The organism is Nocardia sp. NPDC050412, from assembly GCF_044458825.1.
Classification (GTDB): domain Bacteria; phylum Actinomycetota; class Actinomycetes; order Mycobacteriales; family Mycobacteriaceae; genus Nocardia.
Genome location: NZ_JBITIJ010000001.1, coordinates 48,250 through 69,289 on the forward strand (window position 1 = coordinate 48,250; position 21,040 = coordinate 69,289).

The 21,040-nt window shown below is 64.9% G+C and carries 21 protein-coding genes and 1 pseudogene; 9 read left to right on the top strand and 13 right to left on the bottom strand.

What is annotated here, in order from left to right; all coding sequences use genetic code 11:
• The first annotated feature begins 69 nt into the window (after positions 1-69).
• Positions 70-384: a hypothetical protein gene (locus ACIBI6_RS00160; protein WP_396954847.1), complete on the top strand. Its 315-nt coding sequence runs from the start codon at positions 70-72 to the stop codon at positions 382-384.
• Here ACIBI6_RS00160 and ACIBI6_RS00165 read toward each other — a convergent pair.
• Positions 381-1,787: a cytochrome P450 gene (locus tag ACIBI6_RS00165; RefSeq protein WP_396954848.1), complete on the bottom strand. Its 1,407-nt coding sequence runs from the start codon at positions 1,785-1,787 to the stop codon at positions 381-383. The two genes, ACIBI6_RS00160 and ACIBI6_RS00165, sit on opposite strands and share 4 nt — an antisense overlap.
• Positions 1,788-1,814: 27 nt before the next feature.
• On the opposite strand from ACIBI6_RS00165, the gene ACIBI6_RS00170 reads away from it, so the two are divergent.
• Entirely contained in the window at positions 1,815-2,189 is a 375-nt protein-coding gene (locus ACIBI6_RS00170; protein WP_396954849.1) for a hypothetical protein, read from the top strand.
• A gap of 5 nt (positions 2,190-2,194) precedes the next feature.
• On the opposite strand, the gene ACIBI6_RS00175 is transcribed toward ACIBI6_RS00170, so the two are convergent.
• Together ACIBI6_RS00175 and ACIBI6_RS00180 are read right to left on the bottom strand one after the other, a co-directional pair.
• Complete coding sequence (locus ACIBI6_RS00175) at positions 2,195-3,844, bottom strand: FAD-dependent oxidoreductase (protein ID WP_396954850.1); 1,650 nt, start codon at positions 3,842-3,844, stop codon at positions 2,195-2,197.
• Positions 3,845-4,337: 493 nt separating this feature from the next.
• Positions 4,338-5,327: a GlxA family transcriptional regulator gene (locus tag ACIBI6_RS00180; protein ID WP_396954851.1), complete on the bottom strand. Its 990-nt coding sequence runs from the start codon at positions 5,325-5,327 to the stop codon at positions 4,338-4,340.
• 74 nt (positions 5,328-5,401) lie between these two features.
• Here ACIBI6_RS00180 and ACIBI6_RS00185 point away from each other — a divergent pair, with 74 nt between their 5' ends.
• Entirely contained in the window at positions 5,402-6,241 is an 840-nt protein-coding gene (locus tag ACIBI6_RS00185) for a dienelactone hydrolase family protein (protein ID WP_396954852.1), read from the top strand.
• 740 nt (positions 6,242-6,981) lie between these two features.
• Here the strand turns inward: ACIBI6_RS00185 and ACIBI6_RS00190 are convergent.
• The 4 genes and pseudogenes from ACIBI6_RS00190 to ACIBI6_RS00205 all read right to left on the bottom strand — a co-directional run bounded on the left by ACIBI6_RS00190 (position 6,982) and on the right by ACIBI6_RS00205 (position 9,162).
• Positions 6,982-7,236: an IPT/TIG domain-containing protein gene (locus tag ACIBI6_RS00190; RefSeq protein ID WP_364354435.1), complete on the bottom strand. Its 255-nt coding sequence runs from the start codon at positions 7,234-7,236 to the stop codon at positions 6,982-6,984.
• A 426-nt stretch (positions 7,237-7,662) separates the two neighbouring features.
• Positions 7,663-7,809 carry a hypothetical protein gene (locus tag ACIBI6_RS00195; protein ID WP_364354433.1) on the bottom strand — a complete coding sequence of 49 codons (147 nt, stop codon included), beginning with the start codon at positions 7,807-7,809 and terminating at the stop codon, positions 7,663-7,665.
• A 321-nt stretch (positions 7,810-8,130) separates the two neighbouring features.
• A pseudogene (locus ACIBI6_RS00200) lies at positions 8,131-8,256 on the bottom strand (recombinase family protein); the annotation flags it as partial.
• A 78-nt stretch (positions 8,257-8,334) separates the two neighbouring features.
• Positions 8,335-9,162 (bottom strand): TetR/AcrR family transcriptional regulator, encoded by an 828-nt coding sequence (locus tag ACIBI6_RS00205; RefSeq protein WP_396954853.1) that lies wholly within the window; start codon positions 9,160-9,162, stop codon positions 8,335-8,337.
• A 95-nt stretch (positions 9,163-9,257) separates the two neighbouring features.
• Here ACIBI6_RS00205 and ACIBI6_RS00210 point away from each other — a divergent pair, with 95 nt between their 5' ends.
• Positions 9,258-10,382, top strand: a complete 1,125-nt coding sequence (locus tag ACIBI6_RS00210) for an FAD-dependent oxidoreductase (RefSeq protein ID WP_396954854.1) — start codon at positions 9,258-9,260, stop codon at positions 10,380-10,382.
• Between the two features lie 146 nt (positions 10,383-10,528).
• Here the strand turns inward: ACIBI6_RS00210 and ACIBI6_RS00215 are convergent, their stop codons facing one another.
• Entirely contained in the window at positions 10,529-10,984 is a 456-nt protein-coding gene (locus ACIBI6_RS00215; protein ID WP_396954855.1) for a site-specific integrase, read from the bottom strand.
• A gap of 621 nt (positions 10,985-11,605) precedes the next feature.
• On the opposite strand from ACIBI6_RS00215, the gene ACIBI6_RS00220 reads away from it, so the two are divergent.
• From ACIBI6_RS00220 to ACIBI6_RS00235, 4 genes are read left to right on the top strand one after another with little or no spacing between them, the layout of a single operon-like run.
• Positions 11,606-11,974, top strand: coding sequence for a hypothetical protein (locus ACIBI6_RS00220; protein WP_396954856.1), 369 nt, complete (start codon positions 11,606-11,608; stop codon positions 11,972-11,974).
• 11 nt (positions 11,975-11,985) lie between these two features.
• Positions 11,986-12,726, top strand: a complete 741-nt coding sequence (locus tag ACIBI6_RS00225; RefSeq protein ID WP_364354418.1) for a lysophospholipid acyltransferase family protein — start codon at positions 11,986-11,988, stop codon at positions 12,724-12,726.
• Positions 12,723-13,472, top strand: coding sequence for a PIG-L family deacetylase (locus tag ACIBI6_RS00230; protein WP_364354415.1), 750 nt, complete (start codon positions 12,723-12,725; stop codon positions 13,470-13,472). Before ACIBI6_RS00225 ends, ACIBI6_RS00230 begins: the two co-directional genes overlap by 4 nt.
• Positions 13,465-14,964 (top strand): CocE/NonD family hydrolase, encoded by a 1,500-nt coding sequence (locus ACIBI6_RS00235; RefSeq protein ID WP_396954857.1) that lies wholly within the window; start codon positions 13,465-13,467, stop codon positions 14,962-14,964. The genes ACIBI6_RS00230 and ACIBI6_RS00235 overlap by 8 nt, the downstream gene beginning before the upstream one ends.
• On the opposite strand, the gene ACIBI6_RS00240 is transcribed toward ACIBI6_RS00235, so the two are convergent.
• Positions 14,948-15,817 (bottom strand): hypothetical protein, encoded by an 870-nt coding sequence (locus ACIBI6_RS00240; protein ID WP_364354409.1) that lies wholly within the window; start codon positions 15,815-15,817, stop codon positions 14,948-14,950. The genes ACIBI6_RS00235 and ACIBI6_RS00240 overlap by 17 nt on opposite strands.
• Complete coding sequence (locus tag ACIBI6_RS00245) at positions 15,817-16,914, bottom strand: glycosyltransferase family 4 protein (protein ID WP_396954858.1); 1,098 nt, start codon at positions 16,912-16,914, stop codon at positions 15,817-15,819. The genes ACIBI6_RS00240 and ACIBI6_RS00245 overlap by 1 nt, the downstream gene beginning before the upstream one ends.
• 112 nt (positions 16,915-17,026) lie before the next feature.
• On the opposite strand from ACIBI6_RS00245, the gene ACIBI6_RS00250 reads away from it, so the two are divergent.
• Positions 17,027-17,917: an alpha/beta fold hydrolase gene (locus ACIBI6_RS00250; RefSeq protein WP_396954859.1), complete on the top strand. Its 891-nt coding sequence runs from the start codon at positions 17,027-17,029 to the stop codon at positions 17,915-17,917.
• A gap of 182 nt (positions 17,918-18,099) precedes the next feature.
• Here the strand turns inward: ACIBI6_RS00250 and ACIBI6_RS00255 are convergent, their stop codons facing one another.
• The 3 genes from ACIBI6_RS00255 to ACIBI6_RS00265 all read right to left on the bottom strand — a co-directional run bounded on the left by ACIBI6_RS00255 (position 18,100) and on the right by ACIBI6_RS00265 (position 20,993).
• Positions 18,100-19,065, bottom strand: coding sequence for an alpha/beta fold hydrolase (locus ACIBI6_RS00255; protein ID WP_396954860.1), 966 nt, complete (start codon positions 19,063-19,065; stop codon positions 18,100-18,102).
• Between the two features lie 254 nt (positions 19,066-19,319).
• Entirely contained in the window at positions 19,320-20,543 is a 1,224-nt protein-coding gene (locus ACIBI6_RS00260) for an FAD-dependent monooxygenase (RefSeq protein WP_396954861.1), read from the bottom strand.
• 18 nt (positions 20,544-20,561) lie between these two features.
• Positions 20,562-20,993: an alpha/beta hydrolase gene (locus ACIBI6_RS00265; RefSeq protein WP_396954862.1), complete on the bottom strand. Its 432-nt coding sequence runs from the start codon at positions 20,991-20,993 to the stop codon at positions 20,562-20,564.
• Positions 20,994-21,040: the final 47 nt, after the last annotated feature.

Below are 21,040 nucleotides of genomic sequence, written 5' to 3' on the forward strand. Positions count from 1 at the left end.
GACGCTGACTCCGCAGGCGGTTTCTGTTCGAAACGCCAAGGCCGTACCTGGGCGGCAATAGGTCGGCTGATGCCCCGTCCGTTCATGTGGCGGGTATCAGTTTCGACGGCACTACCGGTCTACCGCCATTCGCCACGTGCTGGCATCGGCCACTGGCCGCTGCTGATCGCGTTGGCCGATCACTTCAGACAGGCCCCCTGGTATCTGACGGACCCCGGCGATGCGCAGCGAGTCATCGATACGTACAGCCAGTTGGATCTGCTCCGCGCGCTCAGAGAAGCCGGTGTGCAGCGGGTCCGATTACGCGGACGCCCCGGCACGCCGGACCGGCAATCTCTGACCGAGTCGCTACGTGCGCGACTACAGAGCGACGAGGATCTCTAGCTGCGCCGAGATACCTTCAGGCGCAACTGATCCGGCTTGAGGGTGATCGTTTCCTTGACTTTCAGCTGATAGTTCGGATCCGGAACCAGATCGTAATTGTGCAGGATGGTGGCCAGCACGAGCACGATCTCGTGGTACGCGAACTGGCGGCCGATGCACGCACGCATTCCCACCCCGAAGGGCCGGTACAACTCGGGGTGCCGGGCGCGAACACGCTCGGGCAGAAAGCGATCGGGGTCGAATCGCTCAGGCTCATCCCCCCACAGCCGGTGACGGTGCAGCTGCAGCAGCACGATGAATACCCACTCCCCTTTCTCGAAGGGGTATTTCCCACCCAGCATGGTGTCGTGGCGAGCCTTGCGGAAGTAGCCCGGCGCTGTCGGCCACAGACGCAGCGACTCGTCGACGATGCGGCGGACGTAGCGCAGCTTGGGAACCTGCCCGAACTCGAGCTCGTCGCCCGTCCACACCTCGGCGATCTCCTGGCGTGCCCGCTCGGCGATCTCGGGGTTGACCGACAGGTAGTGCAGCGCGAACGCCATGACGCCGGCGGAGGTCTCGTGCCCCGCCGCCAAGAAGGTCAGGATCTGGTGCCGGATGTTCTGCGCATCCAGCTGCTGCCCGGTCTCCGGGTCAGCCGCCGTCAGCATCCGGTCCAGCAGGTCCCCGTGCTCGCCGGCTCCTTCCCGTTGTCGCTGTGCAATCACCGCGTCCACTTCCCGGTTGACGAACTCGACATCGGCGCGATGCTGGGCGCGTTCCTTGCGGAAGACGGTGTGTTCCACCAGCGGGTGCGAATACGCTGACCGGTTGACGTAGGTGAGTATTCGCAGCATCGCCGCTACGATCGGGTGCTCGTCGGTACGTGCGAACGAGTCGAAGTTGTAGCCGAAGCCGGTGCGGCCGATGACTTCGAGGGCCACCTTGTTCGTGTCGCCGGGAATGTCGATCCACTCGCCATCGCGGTCGGCCCAGTGCTCGATCAGTTCGCCGACGCAGGCCTGCATGGTGGTGTGGTAGCTCTTCATCGCGGCCGCGGTGAACGACGGCGCCAGGATCGCATGAGCCTTGGCCCAGTTCGGTTCGCTGTTGTGGGCAGTGAACAGTCCGTCACGGGCTACCGAACGCAGATCACGGATGGGGACACCGAGGAACTTCGCCCACTTCTCGTCATCGTTGATCTCCCCCATCAACTCCGGTGAGCTCACATAGGTCACCCGCGCACCGAAGATGTTGCGCTCGTAGATATCTCCGTACTTCTGCGCGCCGCGCATTCCCCACTGACTCGAATCGGTGACGTGCAGATCCCAGACATCACCCAGGATCGGGAGCCGATACGGCGGATGCGGCAAGACACGATCGCTGGCTCGGATCCGGTCTGTGGTCGGTGTCGTCGTGGTCATCGTGCTCTATCTCCGTCCAGTGATGGAATGGCTTCCGGGCACTTCTGCGCTTCATTCCAGTGTTTGGTGATCTTGGGCAGGGCTCGTGGCTTCGTCGAGGACATCGCGGCCGGGCGCGGAGGCCTGCAGCCGAAGGTACTGGCCGGGCATCGCACCAGATTGCTTGCGCCGCAGCGCCCTCACAATCTGGACCGCTTCTCCGCCCTGACCTCCCATGTCGTCGGGTACGGGTTCGGCGGTGAATCCCTCGACGACGATGTGGGCCACGGCGGCGTCGGTGAGGACGGTGCGGGCGTCGTGTTCGCTGACTTCGTCGGCGGCTGGTCCCCACGGATTTCCGACCAGAAACCAGCTGAACTTGCCGAGATCACCACCCGGCGCGTGCGGTCGGTGCGGGACTGACGTCCTCAGACGCCGACGATCGGGCCGCAGCGGACGTTGAATCGTTCCCGGATGGTGTCGAGGGTCTGGCGGTTGTGTTCCCGGTCGCGCCGATGTGTCCGCATGAAATGCGCGGTGTTGCCCAGGCGCCGGTGTATCGGATACCACCGGTCGAAATCGAGTCCGCACTGCAGGAACACCGACGGCCCGAGCGCGTCGTAAATGATGCTCAGATTGTGTAGGTGCAGCGTCAGAGCGGTGTATGCGAGTGCGGCTGCCGTCGCTGTCTTCGTCCGCATCTCTTCTGCGTCGAGGGCGTACAACGGCAGCTCCCGGAGCTTGTCCCGGAACATCAGGTGGGTGAGGAAATAACCGCCGAACGAGAGGAACCCGAATGTCCCCGAGCGTGTCTGAATCGACAGCACCGAGCCGCTGGGGGACACGTAGGGCTCATAGGGTGTGCTTGCCTGCAGCAGGTACCCGGTACAGTTCACGATCCAGCTGCCAGCCCTGGTCGCCGCGGTATCGCCGCTACGGAACAGCAACTCGACGGCGCCGTCGCGGGCGACCGCATCCTGGAAGTGATCCATGACGACCGTGTTCAGGCCCTGCTGAATGATCTGCTGCTCTGTCTGCGACAGCAGGCCGGCGAAGAAGTTACCCGCTTCCGGGGTCACGGACAGTCCGGCGGTGGCCAGCAGCCAATCCTGGACCTCGGACTCGTTGGTTCCGTCGAAATGGCGCGTGATGTCGGTGAACAGGCGGTTCGGCATGACACCGGCCCACCAGCGGCGTACGCCGGGCGGCATGATCTGCTCGCGATTGACAAAGATGGTCCCGGGCCCGGCAACGAGGTTCACTTCCCGGCCCGGGCAGGTCGTGATCAGCGCTAAAGCAGTGTCCATCGCGGTTTTACCGCCGCCGATAATCCACACCGGTGTGTCACTGCGGGCTATCTCGCCGCCCCGCACGTCGCAGTAGTTGGGTGACACCGACCGCACCCGGTTGCTCGACACATGTAGCGGTTCCTTCGGCACGACGTTGGTGCCGAACGCTTTGATCAGCCTGGTTGCCGTGATCACGAGCGTGGCGCCGCCGGGGCCGGTGCAGGTGACGCGCACGCCGCCACCGGTTTCCTCGTGCGACTGGTAATCCCAGCCGAAGTGCTCCTCGACCTGGACGCGTTGTTCGATGACCTGCAGGCAGTGCTCCAAATGCTCCAGGACCTCGCTCTTCGTCGCGAGGTAGGAACGATCCTTCCGGATCGTCCACTTGATGTTGCCCGCGGTGAACAGCGGATGGGGCTGATGCAGCCTGACGTACGGATACGTGTCGACCCACATCCCGCCAGCCCGCGTGTGCCGGTCCACAAGGATGACTTTCTGGTCGCGGCTCAGATAACGGCTCGCGACGAATAGGGCATTCAGCCCTGCTATCCCGGCCCCTATAACGCACACATCGCATGTCTGTGTCCGCACCGGCTTCATGTCGGACCATTTCATGGCAAACCCCCTGCTACCGCTGATGCAACCACCACCGAACGCGGATGTCAACGAACGTTGAAACCGTAAGTTTCTTGTTGCCGCGTATTCACCCCGTGCTGGAAACCCGCTGGCAGGGCGGCTGTAGGTCACGGGAGCGATCACGATCCAGTTCTGCTCAGCGGCAGTCAGCACACGTCCCGTCCCAACGAAGCTCCAACAGAAAGACATCTCATGTAGCTAAGAGTCAAACTTCGACGGCCTCGGAAGGCGGTGGGAAGGCTCGATTTTCGTTGTAGGGTTGGCCGGTTTGCAGTCAGTGGTGCAGTTGGTCGAGGAACTTGTTGAACAGGTGTCGCTGGGCTTGGCGATGCCCAGTCACCAAACTGCCGCGGTTAATCCAGCGCCGCTTCACAATCGGATATTGACCGGATGCTCCCGCATCGATGTCCGGTGCGGGAGTTCAACTTTCGCGTTTCAGCTGACGCCGGCCACCCGCGCGATTATTGGCGATGAACTGCTCGAATATTGCGAGAAGTGCTGGGGCGTTCAGCTTTCGCCATCGTATGTGGCCACGGTGCGTCCGGTCTTGTTCTCGTGTCCACCGGTTGTGCCATGTCGACGGTCAACCCCGAGTCGCGCGAGCGGACACGAGCGTTTGCGCGGGTGATCGGCCCGCATAGGCCTATTAGGTCGATTCGGCCGCGCGGGTGCGGGTGGCGGTCGGTGTCTCGCCAGTGTGCCTGCGGTAGATGCGCCGGAAGGCCGCCGGATCGGCGTAACCCACCGCGCCCGCGATCACGTCGACGGGTTCGCGCGTGGTTGTGAGTAGGGTGGCCGCCTGCCCGACCCGGAGGCGATGGACGTACTGGGTGGGTGAGACGCCGACGCGGTCGCGGATGCGGCGGGTCAGAGTGCGCGGAGAAACCGCTGCGACACTGGCCAATTCGTCCAGCGATAGTTGCCGGTGCAGATTGGCGTGCACGTGCTGTTGCACGGCGCGCAGCACCGGGTCGGTGGCCCGTAGATGCTCGAGCACCATGTAGCGCGACTGCGACATGCGGGCATCGAGCACCAGGTAGTGAGCCACCTGCTCGGCCAGTGCACCGCCGCCGAGGCGGGCGACCAGCGCCAGCAGCAGATCTGTGTGGGCGAAAGCCGCACCGGCGGTGAGTATTGCGCCGCTGTCGACCACCATGCGATCGGAGTGCACGGTGACATCGGGGAAGCGGCGGGCCAACAGCGGCGCCAGCCACCAAGTAGTGGTGGCGGCGGCCCGGCCCGACAGCAGCCCCGAGGCCGCGAGCACGAAGACAGCCGAGCAGGAGGCAGCTACCGTAGCGCCGGAATCTGCCGCACGCCGGATGATTTCGACGGCCTGCATGGTCTGGGGTCGGGTCAGCAGTTCCTCGACACGCGCTTCGCTGGACGCGGACGGCCCGGGCAGCACCAGAATATCGCCGGGTTCGAACTCCGCCGCGCCGAGCGGGGTTTCGGTATCGACGCTGATCAGCCGCCCACCGCTGGATCGGACCGGCAGCCCATCGAGTGATGCGACGCGCTGCCGAAGCCGCCCGCTCGTCGTGTCACCGGCGATCCCGGCTGCCGTGTCGACGATGTCGATGCCGAGGCCGAGCGCACCTTCGAGCACACCGTCCAGCGCGAGGTGGGTAATCATATGGCGAGATTAGACCGAAGAGTGGCGATCTTGCCAATGGCGGTGTGCTGACCTGCTGCGGCAGGGTTTGGGGTGTGCAGCAACCTCTCCCACAGGATTCTCTCGACGACGACCTCGCCGATTTCGCACCCCGGTCGATCACGCTCGACGGAGTAGCCCACACGGTGTACGTCAGCGGCAACGGACCGGCGGTCATCGTCATGGCGGAAATGCCCGGCATCAGTCCCGATGTGGCTCGCTTCGCCCGCTGGGTGCGCGACGCCGGGCTCACCGTCTACCTGCCGTCACTGTTCGGCCGCGACGGTGCCTATCCGGAGGCAGAGGCCGGCGTGGAAGTCTTCAAACGAGCCTGTGTCAGCGCGGAATTCCGGGCCTTCGGCGCGGGCAAGTCCAGCCCGGTCGCGGTGTGGCTGCGTGCGCTGGCAGCCCTGGCCCATCGCGAATGCGGCGGTCTCGGCGTCGGCGCGCTGGGTATGTGCTTCACCGGGAATTTCGCGCTCACCATGATGCTCGAGCCCGCGATGCTGGCGCCGGTGCTGTGCCAGCCGTCGCTGCCACTGGATGAGCCTGGCGGACTAGAGATTTCGCCCGGTGAGCTCGCGGCCGTGCGGAAGCGACTCGATCGCGATGATCTCGTGGTGCGCGCCTATCGCTTCGAGGGCGACCGCTTCTGCACCGCGCAGCGTTTCGCCGCCTACGCCGCAGCGCTGGGTCCGCGTTTCGAGCCGAGAGTGCTGCCCGCCGACGCGGCGAACCCCTCTCCGCCGCCGTTCTTCTCGCAGATCGTCGGCTGCCCGCACAGTGTGGTCACCGCGCATCTGGTCGATACGGCGGGGGAGCCGACCGCCGCGGCCCGCGACGAGATCCTCGCCTTTCTCGTGGACCGGCTGACTGCGGACGTCCCGTTGCAGTGACATCGCGTCCACTGCTGGTCCAGCTTCGCGGCCACTTCCGACGTACAGGAATTCTCTAGCCCGCAACACGTTCTCGGCTCAGGTCCAGGCGTGTGTCCATGTCGAGCCGGAATCGGCCATAAGGGTTGATATTCGACCAGAACAACGGCGACATCGCCCGGCGTTCGTTGTCGCCGATCAGGTCGTGGAATTCGGATTAGATCGTGCGCACCGCCCGTCCCAACTCTTCGAGGGCTTGATAGGTGGGGTGTTTCGGGCCGCCGCGAGTGAATCGCTGGACGACCCTTCGCACGCAAGATCGCATAGCAACGCCCCGCCCGATCCCCAGCAACCCAGCTGCATCCCTCACCGCAACCCCGGCATCGACCAGCCGCGCCAGCTGATCACCGAACCGAACCACATCCTCCGAAAACGACACGATCGCCGCAACCTCTCGAATCGAGAGTGTTGCGACGATCGTGTGAACCCAAGTTGCAGGGACCGGGGCCGAGGTTCGAATGTATACGCACCCAACTCAATTGGGGCACCGACCACACTACGGCTCTGCGGGTCCAAATCATCGAAAAGTCTCGTTGAGCGGTTTCGCTATCAATGGCCGGGCGATGGGCGGCACACTACGGCAGATAATTCGCGGCGGCTGGAAGTAGGGATGGTGCGGGTTCGGGAGGTGGCTGAGCAGGCGATCCGGGCCGCGGTGCAGATCAAGGACAATCCGGCCGACGGCCCAGCCGCACCAGCCGTCAGACGTAGGTGTAGGGCAGTGAGTTGCTGGTGCCGTCCAGCTCCACGGTGACGGTGACGTTCACCGTGCCTGTCCCCGTCGGGGAGATGGCCGTGATCTGAGTGTCGGAGTCGATGGTGAATGTGGTTGCCTGGCTACCGAACCGCACGGTCAAAGGACCGACATTACTGAACCCGGAGCCGGTGATCACCACAGAGCTGAAAACCGTCGCAGGGCCGGAAGAGGGTGTCAGGGAGGTGAGAACAGGTGCCATTGGTATCAATCCAAACGGAGAAGGTGAAAAAGGGTTGTACTGCAACGGTGTCGCAGATGACCTGTAGGCCCGGAGCTCCGGATCATCAGGTATTGGGGCCGACCAAGCATCCGGGGTGTTACCGGCAGTATCGGCACGCATGTTCACACCAGTAATTTCGCGTCGCCTACATTTCCCCCTCGCATAAATGGGATCAAATATAGACCCATCCACAAAGATACGTTGCCGAAGATCTCAGCACAACAGCCTTCTTTGGGCTACATCATCAAGTCCCCTATTAACGCCGGAATTTATTTCTTGAATTTTGACGATGTTTACTCACGAATCCCGGAAGCGTTTTCTCGAGAAGCTTGATCGCGTGTCCAGATCGAGTTATTTCGATGAGCGCCGCCGGAGGGGTACAGGTTCCGGATTCTGGACATATGTTCAGTCGCTGTGCTTCTGGGCTGCTCGATGGATGCGGAAGAGGTCGACCGGCGAGCCCCAGTTGTCGAGCAATTGCAGCTGAGCAGGCTCGATGAACATCGGCAGTGAGTCGCAGCTCGGGCCGATCAGTGGGGGGTCGTCGCACACAGGCTCGACTTTCGACATCTCAGACGTCGGCACGCTCCTTGTCTACGCACTCTTATACTCTTTACAGTTACATCATTAATCAACGGTGATGCCTGAATCCGTAAAATCTCGACTCCTCAACACGCCCGTCGAGATTCGTGAGCAACCGCCGTCACAATTAACGAACAATAGACGAGCCCAACCCGCACGACCAGATTCAAGTGCTCGAGGGCCGACCCGCAGACTCGGCAGATGCCCCTTCCGCTTACCGACACTTTTCGGCTCGCTGAACCCCGCGCGGGTACCCCTTCCATGAGCCGCGCGATATTCACCGCCATGTAGCGCCATCGCCGAGTCCTCCCCAGCGAAAGTCAATGCCTCCTTGATGAATTCGACCCGCAGACCCTTGCCGGTCAGCAACCGCACCAGGTGGTGCAGATCGTCGAGGTTGCGGGCGAGCCGGTCCACATCGCTGGACCGTCGCAGCAAGCGCCATCGCGCGTGATGTTGGGTTGCCGGCGAGGCCGCAGCGGTCGTGGTGGTGGCTCATGGTGGCCACGGTCCACTCCGGACAGGATCTCGATCGCGGTCGGCTGGATCGAGCTGTCGTTCCGGTAGTCGATCCTTGTGGCCACCGCGCGCCGTGGGGCAATCGAATGCGGGCCGCAGATTGTTCATGAGTAGGCCAAGGGTGAACTCGAACCGGTCGGGTCCGGTGCCGGAGATCAGCTCGGCGGCATGACGTCGAGTCAGCGGGAATTTCTCGGCGGGCAGGGCGGTGAAGCGGTCCAACAACTCCTCGTGGCTGAGCACCCATTCCTGATCCTGGCGTCGGCGCCGTTGCTGAACCAGCGACTGTTCGAGCGCATAGGCGCTGACGTAGAGGGAGAGCGCGTCGCGGGCCCATCCGGCCGTCCTCGGCTCGATGCCACCCGCGAGCAGGATCGCCAGGATTCCTTCGCCGACGCGCAGTGTCTCGAGATTGGTCGGCACCGTGGCCAGCGCGGCACGCGAGACGCCGGGGTATTTCAGGTACTGGTCGCGGATCTGCGTGTACACCCCGAGTAGCTGCTCGCGCCAGGCAGTCGGGTCCGGTTCGGGGAGCGCAACCTCTGCGTAGAGCCTGCCGATCAGCAGATCGGCGATGTCGTCCTTGTTGACGATGTGCGCATACAGCGACGACGGACCGGTACCGAGCACCGCGGCGACCCGGCGGACGGTCAGGGCGTCATACCCCTCGGTGGCGACGACTTCCAAGGCGGCGTCAGTGATCCGTTCGACGGTGATCGGCTGCTTGCGTGGTGCTGCCGCGACGGACCCCGCTGCGGGCTGGGCGTGGCGAGCGGCGCGGCGTTGGCGGGGAGCGGCGGGCATGCCGGAACTCTACCTTGACACGATCTAAGTTCGTTAGATAGAACTTTGATCGTAATAACGAACTTAGTTCGTATCGATGTTCGCGGAGGTGTGCGATGCGAGTTGCCGTTGTCGGAGCCGGTCTGGGAGGTCTGGCGCTCGCGCAGGGCCTTCGTGGTGCCGGGATCGAGGCCGAGGTGTTCGAACGCGACCCGGGGATTGTCGCGCGGTTCCAGGGCTATCGGCTCGTGCTGAACCCAATCGGTTTTCAGGCGCTGCGCGACTGCCTGCCGACGCGCTGGCACCCGCTGCTGAATGAGATCGTCATGGACGCCTCCGCCGAGCAGCTGATCCTGGACCCGCAATTGAACGAGATCGGCAGGCTCGGCGCGAGCCGGACTGGCATCGTCGTCGACCGCCAAGTGCTACGACACCTACTGCTGACCGGCCTCACCGTGCACACCGACGCCGCGCTCACCGGCTACGACGTCCTGGCCGGTGGCAAAGTCCGAGCCCAGTTCGCCCGCCGCGACCCGGCCACCGCCGACCTGCTCGTCGGCGCGGACGGCATCACCTCCGCGGTCCGCGGGGTGCTGTCGCCACAGACCACCCCGACCGACACCGGCGTCCGGTTCGTCATCGGCCGCACCCCACTGACCGACGAGTTCGCCGGCCTGTCCAAGGCCTACGGATCGAAGATCACCGGTGACGGCGTCAGCCTGCTGCTGGGCGCGATGCGTTTCCCCACCCCGCCCAAGCAGGCCGCCGAACAACTGGCCCCCGAAGTCTCACTGCCCGACATCGGGGACTACGTGCGCTGGGCCATGATCCTGCCGCCCAACGGCTCGCTCGAGGACCTGAGCGCGCAGGACGCCGTCCTGTCCAGGATGCAAGGTTGGCACCCGCGGCTGCGCGCGCTGATCGAACAGGCCGACCCGGACAACAGCACGCTGCTGTCCATCCGGGTGGTCGAGCCCGGCCAGCGCTGGGCGCCCGGCCCAGTCACGCTGCTCGGCGACGCGATCCACGCCACCTCCCCGACCGGCGGCAATGGCGCGAACACCGCGCTGCGCGATGCCGACCTGCTGCGCCGCTGCCTGATCGAGGCCATCGACGACCGCCAGGACCTGCACAGCGCGGTCGACGACTACGAGCGGCAGATGTTCGACTACGGCGCCGAGGCCGTGCGCAGCAGTCTCGAGAAGCTGCCCGCCTTCGCCCCCGAAGCGAAACTGTCCTGAGCCGAAATTTCACCTCGCAGAACAGCACTGCGGTCTTTCCTCGCATCGAAGGACTCATCTCGACTGGCTGGGGTGCCCTCAGGATTCGCCGGTCAACTGCGTCAGGATTCACCGATGTAGCCACCTCGGACAGCGGCGCGGGCCCGTCAGGCGAGTTTCGCGTCGATATGGCGCAGGGTTTCCTGCAGGGCGCTGACCTCGCCGAGCCACTGGCGATGACGGGCCTCGTCGAGGCAGGCGCGGGCATTGTGTTGCATTTGTTCGAGTCGGGGGCGTTGGGTGGGGTCTAGTCGCAGGAATGGGCAACGCACGCAAGCGTGTTCGTGGATGCAGGGTGTCCCGTAGGGGCGGAAGCAGTCGCCGAGTTCGACCCGGCGCAGCAGGAAGTGCTTTTCGAACTCGGTCCATTCCTCGGGTGTGACGTGGCGGTATTCGTCGGTCGCGAGGGCGCGGCGGTGTGTGATGAATTGCTGGTGATGCCTGATGACATCCTCGGCGAAGACGGCGGTCCAGCCGCGGGTGGTGTCGAGATCGAGGTGGCCGAGTAGGGCCGCGGCGATGTGCAGCGGCAGCCCGGATCCGACGGCCTCGGTGGTGAACATGTGGCGGAAGTCGTGGGCCTGAAAATCAGTGGGTCGCCGTTGGGGTCGGTGAGCTGGGTCGCGGCGAGGGCGTTGATTAGCAGCTTGCGGATCGCGGTCGGGGTATAAGCCCGGCGTTCGTTGCCGGTTCCGCGCTGGAACAGCACCGGCGCGGGCGGGTTCCAGATTCTCTCCCTGACGTCGTAGGAGACGACCAGCGGGATCGAGCCGTCCGAATTGCGCAAGCGCTGGACGATGGTGCTGAGAATGTCGGCCAACTCCGGGCTAACCAGTAGCACGACGCTGTCGGCCTCGGCCGATGCCGCCTCGACAACTGTGGTCTGGAGGAACCACTCCACAGCGATGTTATGTCCGCGAACCAATTCCGCGAGGCGCTCGGCAGGTGCGTGCGCGGTCGTGGCGATCGAGAAGGAATGTGATGACGGTGTGCAGCAAGTGCACAACGGTGTCGATCTGGCCCAATGAGATCCGACGAGTGACCGCGTCATCAACATTGTCGAGCGCCCGCGTGATGTTCGGCCAGGCGCCGATGATGGCTCGGATATCGCCGGGGCCGGTCCGTGGCCGTCGTCGAGCGAGTCGTATAGACGCTGACCAGTTTTCTCGTGTTCATTTGGCTCGGTGGCTATTTCAGACTCGATTCGCGCGAGCATGGCTTGCACCGGACTGGCTTGGGCGGGTGTCAGCCCGTCGAACACCGGATCGGGAGGCCGCGAGTCCTCGATGATTGCCCGCAGGATCACGCTGTTCGAGGTTCGTTCATCGGTCGGCCTCGCTGTCGACCAGGTGCTGTACGCCTCCGCCTTACAGCAGTCTCCTTCTCGGCGGAAGGGGCCACGTCATCGTCCGAACTGCCTGGCGGCACAGGATCGTCGTGATTTGCCACCTGCCAAGCGTCCCAACTCCCAACGCTTCTGGCGCAAAACCGCAGAGGAAATCCTCGAATCACTCGCTAAATATCTTCAACGCATTTCAGGCGCAGGACACTAGATTGTCACGGTATGGGTGATGTCATCTATCCCGCAGTAGTTCTCGCTGTCAGGGTGGCGTCTCGCGCGCTGGGGCTGCGGATCCGAATCCGTGGCGACGTGAACATCCCCGCAACGGGCGGCGCGGTGATCGTCGCCAATCATGTGTCCTACCTGGACCCGTTCGCAGTCGCTTTGGGCGCAGCCGGGCGCTGTGTGCGGTTCCTGGCGTTGCAGGAGTTGTTCGACCACCGGGTGTACGGGCCGATGATGCGCGGCCTGCGACAGATTCCGATCCGGCCCATGAGCGGAGGCGCGGCATATGACGCAGCCACGGACGCACTGAAGTCCGGCGAGGTGGTCGGCGTGTTCGCCGAGGCCACTATTGCCCGGTCGTTTACCGTCCAGCGGCTGCGGACCGGCGCAGCCCGACTGGCAGGCGCGGCGGGTGTGCCGCTGATCCCTGTTGCGGTGTGGGGAACGCACCGGTTGTGGACCAAGGCCCGGCGTGAGCTGATCCAGCCACTGCTGCCGATCACCGTCCTCATCGGCGAACCATTGCGCCCGACATCCCAGGACGATCCCGAGGAGGTCACCGAGCAACTGCGCGTAGCTATGCAGGCACTACTGGACTGCGCACAACGCGAGTACCCGTGCTCTGGTACCGAGAAGTGGTGGCAGCCTGAGCATCTCGGTGGCACCGCACCCGGCCCTGAGGAGGCCGCGGCGCGGGACGCCGATGAGAACGCTAAGCGCCGTGGGCAGGTCTCGTGAGCTCGACCTGCGTGTTCCTGCACGCCCATCCAGACGACGAGTCCCTGTTGACCGCGGGCACGATGGCGCGCCTGGCCGCTGAGGGCCATCGGGTCGTCCTGGTGGTCGCCACAGACGGTGAAGCGGGACTCACGGATTCGCCTGCTGGGACCGAACTCGGCGCGCGACGGCGGCGGGAAACGATGGACTCGGCTGCCGCCCTCGGCTGCGCGCGGGTGGAGTTCCTCGGCTACGGCGATTCCGGATCGGATGGTGCCGCACCGAACTCGTTCTCCGCCACGCCAGTCGAGCAGGCTGCGGAGCGGATCGCCGCACTCCTGGTCGAGGAGCGCGCCGAGCTGGTCACGTCCTACGACCCGGCGGGGGGCTATGGGCATCCCGACCACGTTCATCTGCACCACGTGGGTTCGCTCGCGGCGCGGATCGCGGGAACCCCAGTACTGCTGGAAGCCACCGTCGACCGCGACATGTTGCTGCGGGCGATCCAGATCGCCGCCCTGTTTCGCCTGACACCGACCGGGCTGACGCCGGACCGGCTCGCCAGCAGCTACTCGCCCGGCAGCGCGATCACTCACCGGGTGAACGTACGCGGCTACGCAGCAGGCAAGCGGGCGAGCATGGCCGCGCATGCCAGCCAGGCGGCTGGCGGTGACGGAGTGCGCACGTTGGCCGCTCTGCTGCGGTTGCCGCAGCCGCTGTTCCGATGGGTACTCGGCACGGAATGGTTTGTGCGGCGCAATGTTTGATCTCCGCATCGAACGCGATCTGTCCATCCCGATGGCTGACGGCACGCTCTTGCTCGCCGATCTCTACCTGCCTGCCAACAGCCCGGCACAGGCGACAATCCTGGTTCGGTCGCCGATGGGCCGCCGCCCGATGGGCATCCTCTACGGCTGCTACTTCGCTCGACACGGCTTCCAGGTCGTCGTGCAGGACGGAAGATCCTGCGACGAGGTGTTGCCTTTGAGCACCGAGCGCGAGGATGGCCTTGCCACAGTGGCGTGGCTGCGCGGACAACCCTGGTTTCGCGGGCCCCTCGCGTTGCACGGCATGAGCGCGATGGGGTTCGCACACTGGGCTATTGCGGCCGACGTGACCGAATTACGCGCGATGTCGGTGCATGTGGCGTCGTCGTCGATCGCTGACACGATCTTTACCGGCGGGTCGACCGCACTGGAGTCGGTGCTCATTTGGTGCTCCAACCACAGCTTCACCACCGCACTGCTGGCACCCAGGCGGGCGCGCCGCGCCATTGCGTCCGGTCGGCCCGCGGCCGAACTCGACGTGGCGACCGGAGGCAGAGCGGTACCGTTCTACCAAGCCGTCATCGCTGACGGAGGGCCAGGCAGCCCGCTGCGAGCAAGATTGGATCACAGCCATGCGCCCCGATCCGGCGTCATGGCATCGGTGCATCTGGTCGGCGGATGGTATGACATCTTCCTGCCCGGCCTGATTCGCGACTTTCTCGCGCTGCGGGCGGCGGGCGCCGCACCACACCTGACGGTCGGGCCGTGGGGGCACTATCACCCCCAGCTGTTTCTCACCGCGAACCGCGAAGCACGGCAATGGTTCCGGGCGCATCTGTGCGGTGACCACGCGGGTTTGCGGGAGCTTCCTGTCCGGCTGTTCGTCACTGGGGCACGGCAATGGCGCGACTACGCCGACTGGCCCCTGCCCGGAACCCGCCCGGTCCCATGGTTCTTGCGCACGGGCGGGCGATTGGCCCGAAATGGCCCTGACGAGTCTGGTGGTGACCGTTACCGCTATGACCCCGCCGACCCAACCCCGGCACCGCGAGGGCCGGTGATCGTTGGCCAATCTCGACCCGAGGACTGCCGGAGGATCGAGACCCGCGCAGACCTGCTGACCTACACCAGCGAACCGCTGAGTGCTGCGGTTGAGGTAATCGGCACTGCGGCGGCGCGGCTGTATTTCCACAGCAGTCCGCCAACGGGCGCAGACTTCGTGGTGCGGCTGTGCGATGTGCATCCCGACGGTCGCTCATACAACATCTGTGAGGGCGTGCGTCGGGTCGGCCACGAGACAACGGGCAAGGTCGAGGTCGAATTGTGGCCGATAGCCCACCAATTCGCGGCAGGTCATCGACTCCGAGTGCATGTTTGTGGTGCCGCGGTGCCGCGCTTTGCCCGCCACCGCGAGGTCGTGGAGCAGAAGGTTTTCCACGACCCGCAAAGACCGAGCGCGGTGGTGCTGCCGATCGTCACCACCACGTCTTGAACGTCTCGAACGCTACCGCCTCGTTGTGGCCGGAGCGATTCACCGTGTGATGCAACGCTCCCACGAACGCACCAGTGGATTCGAGTGGCGTGCCGCTCACGGGTACCACGAGCCGCGATATTCGCCGCCGGGCCAGATGCGCCGAGATCCACACATCATCCTGCCACCGCACCTCGCCGGGCCAACCTTCGAAATCATGCACAGCCTCGTCCAGCGATCCGGGCGGAATCAGATATCCCCACATGCCCATCAACACGTCGACCGGGACGTGCTCGAGTACCGCCGTCCCGCAAACATGCTCGAGATACCTTGGGTCACAACCGAATCGGACATGCTGGCCGCGCAATCCCAGCGCTGCGGTCGAATCCTGGCGATGGGCGGCGAGCAGGTCCTCGAGGAAGGTCTCAGGGTAGATCGCGTCGTCGTCGACGACCACCAGCACCGCGTTCGGCTCCGCCCGCAGCGCGGGCAGCAACTTCGTCGCCGGACCTTCGTCCTCGCACCGCACAATGTCCACCCCGGTGGGCAGCGACGGCGGGTCGGGGTAGGCAACCCCCAACCGGAGCGAATGCCGCGGCCAGGCCAGCAGCAGCCGATCGGCGGGGACGGTCTGGTCCAGAAGGCTGCGCAGGACCGGGCGCAGGTGCCTGCGTCGTCGCGGCACGGTCGACAGTGTCACGACGACGCGTTCGGCACGCGCAGGCACCATCCGCGGAGCCGGGTCGTTCCGCAGTAATCGGGCCGCCCGGGTCACATCGCGAGTCAGGCTGGCAAGGGTGGCGTTACCGAACCGTTTGCGCAGATGATCAACGTTGCTCCAAGAGATCCGGGCAACATGCACAGGCGAAATCATCAGGCGGCCTTCCCCGCCGTCGTAGCGCGGGACATGCACGCCCGACGTTCCGCCTCGTCATAGCAATGGCGAAGCCGATCCAGCACGACCGGCCAACTGTGTTCCGACGGTGCCACCGTGCGGTTGTGCGAGGTCATCCGGTGGTGCAGCTGCATATCGCGCCCGAGCTGCACCAACGCCGTCACCAGCTCGGCTGCCGTGTCGCCCAATAACCCCTCACGCCCGTGCTCGACGAAATCGGCCACTCCCGTACCGGATCGGGCGACCACCGGCAGCCCCGCGGTGCGCGCTTCCAATGTGGCCAGCCCGAACGCCTCGCGACTGGTCACGTTCAGGTAGACATCCGCGGTGGCCAAGAGGTCACGGATGGTGTGCTGATCCTGTACCCCGACCAACTGCACCCACTCGGTCATGCCATGCCGATACAGGTACCGCCGCATCGCGTCCGTCCGTGGACCGGCGCCGACAACGGTGGCTTGCACCGCGACCTCACCATCGAGCCGTTGCTGCGCCATCCGAAGAACTTTCAGCAGGATCAACGGTTGCCGACGGGTCACCAACCGGCCGACGGAGACGACATGTAGTTCTCCCGATAGGCGAGAGGTGTTCTGCTGCAATGCCGGTGAAATGCCATTGGGAACAACAACGGTCGCGATCCCGGGCAACGCGCGGGCGACCTGGTCGGCGACCACTGTGCTCACCGCGGTCAGCACGAACCGACGTCGCCAGTCACCGGCCCTTCCGATCAGGCGATAGCACGCTCGCACGGGCGCGTCCCACATACTGTGCACTGTCATCACGGTCGGAATCCGGAGCAGCCCTAGCTGTCTCGCGGAGCGCAACGCGAACGGTGAATAGACGCTCAGATGCACATGCGCCACCTGTGGTCGTAGGCGCAGCAGCAACGAACGCAGGTGCCCAGCCCGGGTGATGCGATGCACCCTGTACGGCATTGCCATATCGCCGTCGGTCCCGCTGGTCACAGTGATCACATGGACTTCCTCGCCCGCAGCTGTTTGGGCGCGCGCCAGCCGCTCGATCTGAACCTCGATGCCACCGACGCGGGGAGTGAAGACATCAGTAAGGTGCACGATCACGCGTCAACCCCTCGACTGGATCCAACGCACCCACTGTGCGCTGATCATGAATCATAGCGAAGGTAAATTATAATGATCAGTGTTCTTGCGGCACTGAGGCAAAGGTGGCGGCGTGAACGAAACTCGGGTGCTCGCCGACGATGGCACCGGACTGCATGTCGAGCTCGATGGCGATCGCGACGCCAAGCGAGTCATCATCTTCGTCAGCGGGATCAACACTGCACTTGTCTACTGGAGCCGGCAGCGCAAGACACTCGCGGATCTGGGCGCGATCGTCCTATTCGACCATCGCGGTCACGGCCGCTCCGACGAATCCCCGGTCGACAGCGCTACTGTCGGCCAACTTGGCCTCGACATCGCCGCGATCATCGACTCCGTCGTGCCCGATCGACCGGTAGTCTTGATCGCGCATTCGTTGGGAGGTATGGCCGTATGTGCCTTGGCTGCCCATCGGCCGGAGCTCTTCGGCACCCGCATCGTGGGCGTCGCATTGTTGGACACCGTCCCATCACGATGGGGTGAAATCGCGCTGCGGCTGCCCGGTTTCGTGACCCGCGTGTTGGTCCGAGCGCTCTGGCGGGTGGTACCTCCGCTGCGCCGGCTGCTCACCGATACCAGCGAGCGACGACACCCGACATACGACTCGAGCAGCCAGGCGCGTACCGGTCCGCGTATGCGGCTCGCGCACATCGACCGTGCGCGCCGGCTCGTCACGTCAGTGCGAACCATGAGTCTGCTGGCATTGATCGCCGACACCGCCCTGTGCGACCACAGCGCAGGGTTGGCCACACTCGGGACCACTCCCGTGTTGGTGGTTGCGGGAGATGGTGATCGGTTCATCCCGCTTCGGTACAAAACCGATGCCGCCGCGAGTATTTCGGGTGCACAGCTCGTAATCATTCCCGACGCAGGACATCTGAGTTCGATCAAGAAGCCCGAAGAGGTCGACCGGCACCTGCGTGCTTTCATCACGAGTCTGGATCTCGCAGAGCGCCGGGCATGAAGACCGCCTATCTCGTCCTGGGTCCGGAGAGCAGCGGGACGCGCATGTTGGCGCGGGCGTTCGTGGCTGCGGGCTGCTTCGGGGACGGCGGCAGCGGCGCATTACGGGGGGACACGAAGACCTCCGGATCGGTGAATGCGTTTGCTTGGCAGCTCCCACTTCACCCGGAGGTCTTCGCCAGGTCAGCTCGCCACGCCGTTACCAACGTCCATGGCAGAACACCTAGGCTGTGCTCCGGTATTTGTTGCCTCGGATGAACTTTCGTGACTATCGATGATCGGGCCAGGCGGCGCTACCTCGTCTGTCACACAGCTTGGTGGTGCGACCGTCGCATGGTCGACAAGGAATTCGTGGATATCGTTGTTCAGCTGCTCGGCGTGGGTGATGTAGAGGCCGTGCCCGGCGGTCGGGTATTCGCGGAAGTCGGCGTGGAGCAACAGTTTCGCGACCCGCCGACTGGTGCGATCGACCGGCGCCGACTGGTCGACACCGCCGTGCACGATGAGCGTGGGCACGCTCAGCTCGCGCAGGTCGGGACGGAAGTCGGTGGCGAAGGTGGCCTGCCACACCGCGGTCAAGGCAAACGGGGCCGCCGACAGGCAGCGGCGGACCTCGTTGTCGACCACCGCCGGAGACACGGCGTTGAACTGGGTGGCGAAATAGGTTTGGGCGCGGCGGGCGAACCAGTTGGGGCGGTCGCGGCGCAGCTCGGCGACGGTGGCATCGCACAGCGCGGCGGGCACACCCTCGGGATTGTCTTCGGTCAGTTCGAGATACGGCAGGGTGGTGGCGAGCAGCACCAGTCCGGCGACCCGGTCGTGGCCGTGCCGGGCCAGGTAGCGAACGGCTTCGCCGCCGCCTGCCGAGTGCGCGACCAGCATGATGTCACGCAGGTCGAGGTGATCGATCAAGGTGGCTGCGTCGTCGGCGCGAGTGTCGGCATCGTATCCGCTCGACGGTCGATCGGAACGGCCGTGCCCGCGCCGATCGAGCAGTACGCACCGGTACCCCTGCTCGAGGAAATAGGGGACCTGGTATTCCCACATTTCGGCGTTGAGCGCCCAGCTCGCCAGGAACACCAGCGGCGTGCCGGTGCCGTAGTCCTCGTAGGCGAGTTCGGTTCCGTCGGCGGCGGTGAAGTAAGGCATGGCTACTCCGTGTCGGCTCAGTGTTATGCGGTGACAATGGATTTCGACAGTAGGTACGCCCGGGCGGCGGGGAATCTGCCGTCTGTAGGTAATTCGGGCCGGGGGCTACCCACCGACGAGCCGCGCGGCGATTGCCGAGCTCGTTGTCGACGGCGGAGCAGGGCGCGGCGACCGCGACCGTTCGCTGTGCCGCGACCGTTCGATATTCTGAGCCGCCCCCGGCATGCTCAGCGCCCGAGAACGCATTCGGCTGTTCAATGATGTCCGGCGGCGACCGATTCGAATTCGCGGTAGTCCGTCAAGCTGATGGCGTCGGCCTTCTGAAGCGACTTGGCCATCAGTGCGCGCAACGGTGCGGAGGTCATCGCCCGGACCGACAGGTTACGCATGGCGATGGCAGCGCGACTGGCGGGCAGGAAGCCGTTGACACCGCCGGGCGGCAGCTTTTGGCATTCGGTGACGTAGGGGCGCAGTACTTCCTGATAACGGGTGAACGCGGTTGAATAGTCGTCGCGGCTTCGAGCCAGCTCCCCGGCCAGGACATACGCTCCGACCATCGCCATTGCCGTGCCATTGCCGGACAGCGGTGAGCCGCAATACCCAGCGTCCCCGATCAGCGCGACGCGTCCGCGTGACCATCGATCGATGCGGGTCTGACTGATGCTGTCGAAGAAGAAATCCGGCGCCTGACCCATCGAACTCAGCAATTGCGGTGTGTGCCAACCCATTGCAGCGAACCGCTCGCGCAGAATCCGCTGCTGGCCCACCCGGTCGTGGCGGTCGTAGACCAGATCGGTCGCGGTGAAGCCGAACATGGCCTTGGCGCTGTCGGGCCCCTCGGGCCGGATCGCGGCGAGTAGGCCGCCGGGGGCGTTGTGCATGACAAACCAGTCTTCGAGCTGCAGCCCCTCGACCTGCACGGTGAAGTACGCCAGGTACGCACCCAGGTGGTGGACGAATTCGGACTCAGGTCCGAAAGCCAGCTTGCGCACGTTCGAGTGCAGGCCGTCAGCACCCACGACCAGGTCGAAGGCGCGTGATGCGTGGCGCTGGAAGTCGACCACGACGCCGTCGGGTGTTTCCCGCAGTTCGGTGATGGAATCACCGAACAGGTACTCGACGCCGTTGCGACTGGACGCGTACAGAATATCGGTGAGATCGCCGCGCAGGATCTCGATCTCGGCGACCGCGCCCGCACCGTCGAACAGTTCCGCAGGCATGCTCGCCTTCCATTTACCGTCGGCATCGACATAGGCCAGTCCGCGCTCGTGCACGCGCGCTCGTTCGATGGCAGGCAGTACACCCATCCGCTCGGCGACCTCCTTGGCCACGCCGCGCAGATCGACGGCCTGGCCGCCGGGACGAGGAGCGGGCGCTCGTTCCACGACGGTCACCTGGAATCCGTACCGGCCCAGCCAGTGGGCGAACGTCAGCCCGGCGATGCTCGCGCCGGAGATCAGAATGCTGCGATGAATCATGTTGTGAATCTCCTGAAGTCAAGGAAAGGGCAGTGGAGGTAGTAGGGGTGGCCAGCCGAACTCCTGAGTGCGGCGGCGCACCGATTCGGCGAGAGCACCGCCCGAGCCGCGGCCTTCGACGAGCAACCGGGCCGGGTCGGCGTCGAGTGCGGATGCGTGGTCGGCGGCCCACTCCAGGGTGTGCATCGCATCGGAGACGATCGCCGGATCCTGTCCGGAACGCGGCCCGTAGCGCACCGACAGCACGACGAAACCGTGGCTGCGGCAGAGTCTTCGGCACAATGCGTCGAAATCGTCTGCTGGTTCCGGGCCGCCGATCTCGAATTGCAGCAGTAGCGGCCGCGGCGGCGGGCCGGTGGGACCGGGCCAATAGACCTTGGCGCTCCGGTCTTCGACGGTGGTGCGCAGGTGCAACTCGGCGACCCGGCACGGTGCTGGTGCGGAAGGCATAGGCCAACGTTGGCACCCCGGGAGTACGGCAGGGAAGGTCCGAATGC

Bases quoted from the DNA above. Each gene is read 5' to 3' on its own strand.
- ACIBI6_RS00165 (WP_396954848.1), bottom strand. From the start codon at position 1,787: ATGACCACGACGACACCGACCACAGACCGGATCCGAGCCAGCGATCGT.
- ACIBI6_RS00180 (WP_396954851.1), bottom strand. From the start codon at position 5,327: ATGATTACCCACCTCGCGCTGGACGGTGTGCTCGAAGGTGCGCTCGGC.
- ACIBI6_RS00190 (WP_364354435.1), bottom strand. From the start codon at position 7,236: ATGGCACCTGTTCTCACCTCCCTGACACCCTCTTCCGGCCCTGCGACG.
- ACIBI6_RS00235 (WP_396954857.1), top strand. From the start codon at position 13,465: ATGTTTGATCTCCGCATCGAACGCGATCTGTCCATCCCGATGGCTGAC.
- ACIBI6_RS00265 (WP_396954862.1), bottom strand. From the start codon at position 20,993: ATGCCTTCCGCACCAGCACCGTGCCGGGTCGCCGAGTTGCACCTGCGC.
- ACIBI6_RS00255 (WP_396954860.1), bottom strand. From the start codon at position 19,065: ATGCCTTACTTCACCGCCGCCGACGGAACCGAACTCGCCTACGAGGAC.
- ACIBI6_RS00160 (WP_396954847.1), top strand. From the start codon at position 70: ATGCCCCGTCCGTTCATGTGGCGGGTATCAGTTTCGACGGCACTACCG.
- ACIBI6_RS00225 (WP_364354418.1), top strand. From the start codon at position 11,986: ATGGGTGATGTCATCTATCCCGCAGTAGTTCTCGCTGTCAGGGTGGCG.
- ACIBI6_RS00210 (WP_396954854.1), top strand. From the start codon at position 9,258: ATGCGAGTTGCCGTTGTCGGAGCCGGTCTGGGAGGTCTGGCGCTCGCG.
- ACIBI6_RS00215 (WP_396954855.1), bottom strand. From the start codon at position 10,984: ATGTTCACCACCGAGGCCGTCGGATCCGGGCTGCCGCTGCACATCGCC.
- ACIBI6_RS00240 (WP_364354409.1), bottom strand. From the start codon at position 15,817: ATGATTTCGCCTGTGCATGTTGCCCGGATCTCTTGGAGCAACGTTGAT.
- ACIBI6_RS00260 (WP_396954861.1), bottom strand. From the start codon at position 20,543: ATGATTCATCGCAGCATTCTGATCTCCGGCGCGAGCATCGCCGGGCTG.
- ACIBI6_RS00170 (WP_396954849.1), top strand. From the start codon at position 1,815: ATGGCTTCCGGGCACTTCTGCGCTTCATTCCAGTGTTTGGTGATCTTG.
- ACIBI6_RS00205 (WP_396954853.1), bottom strand. From the start codon at position 9,162: ATGCCCGCCGCTCCCCGCCAACGCCGCGCCGCTCGCCACGCCCAGCCC.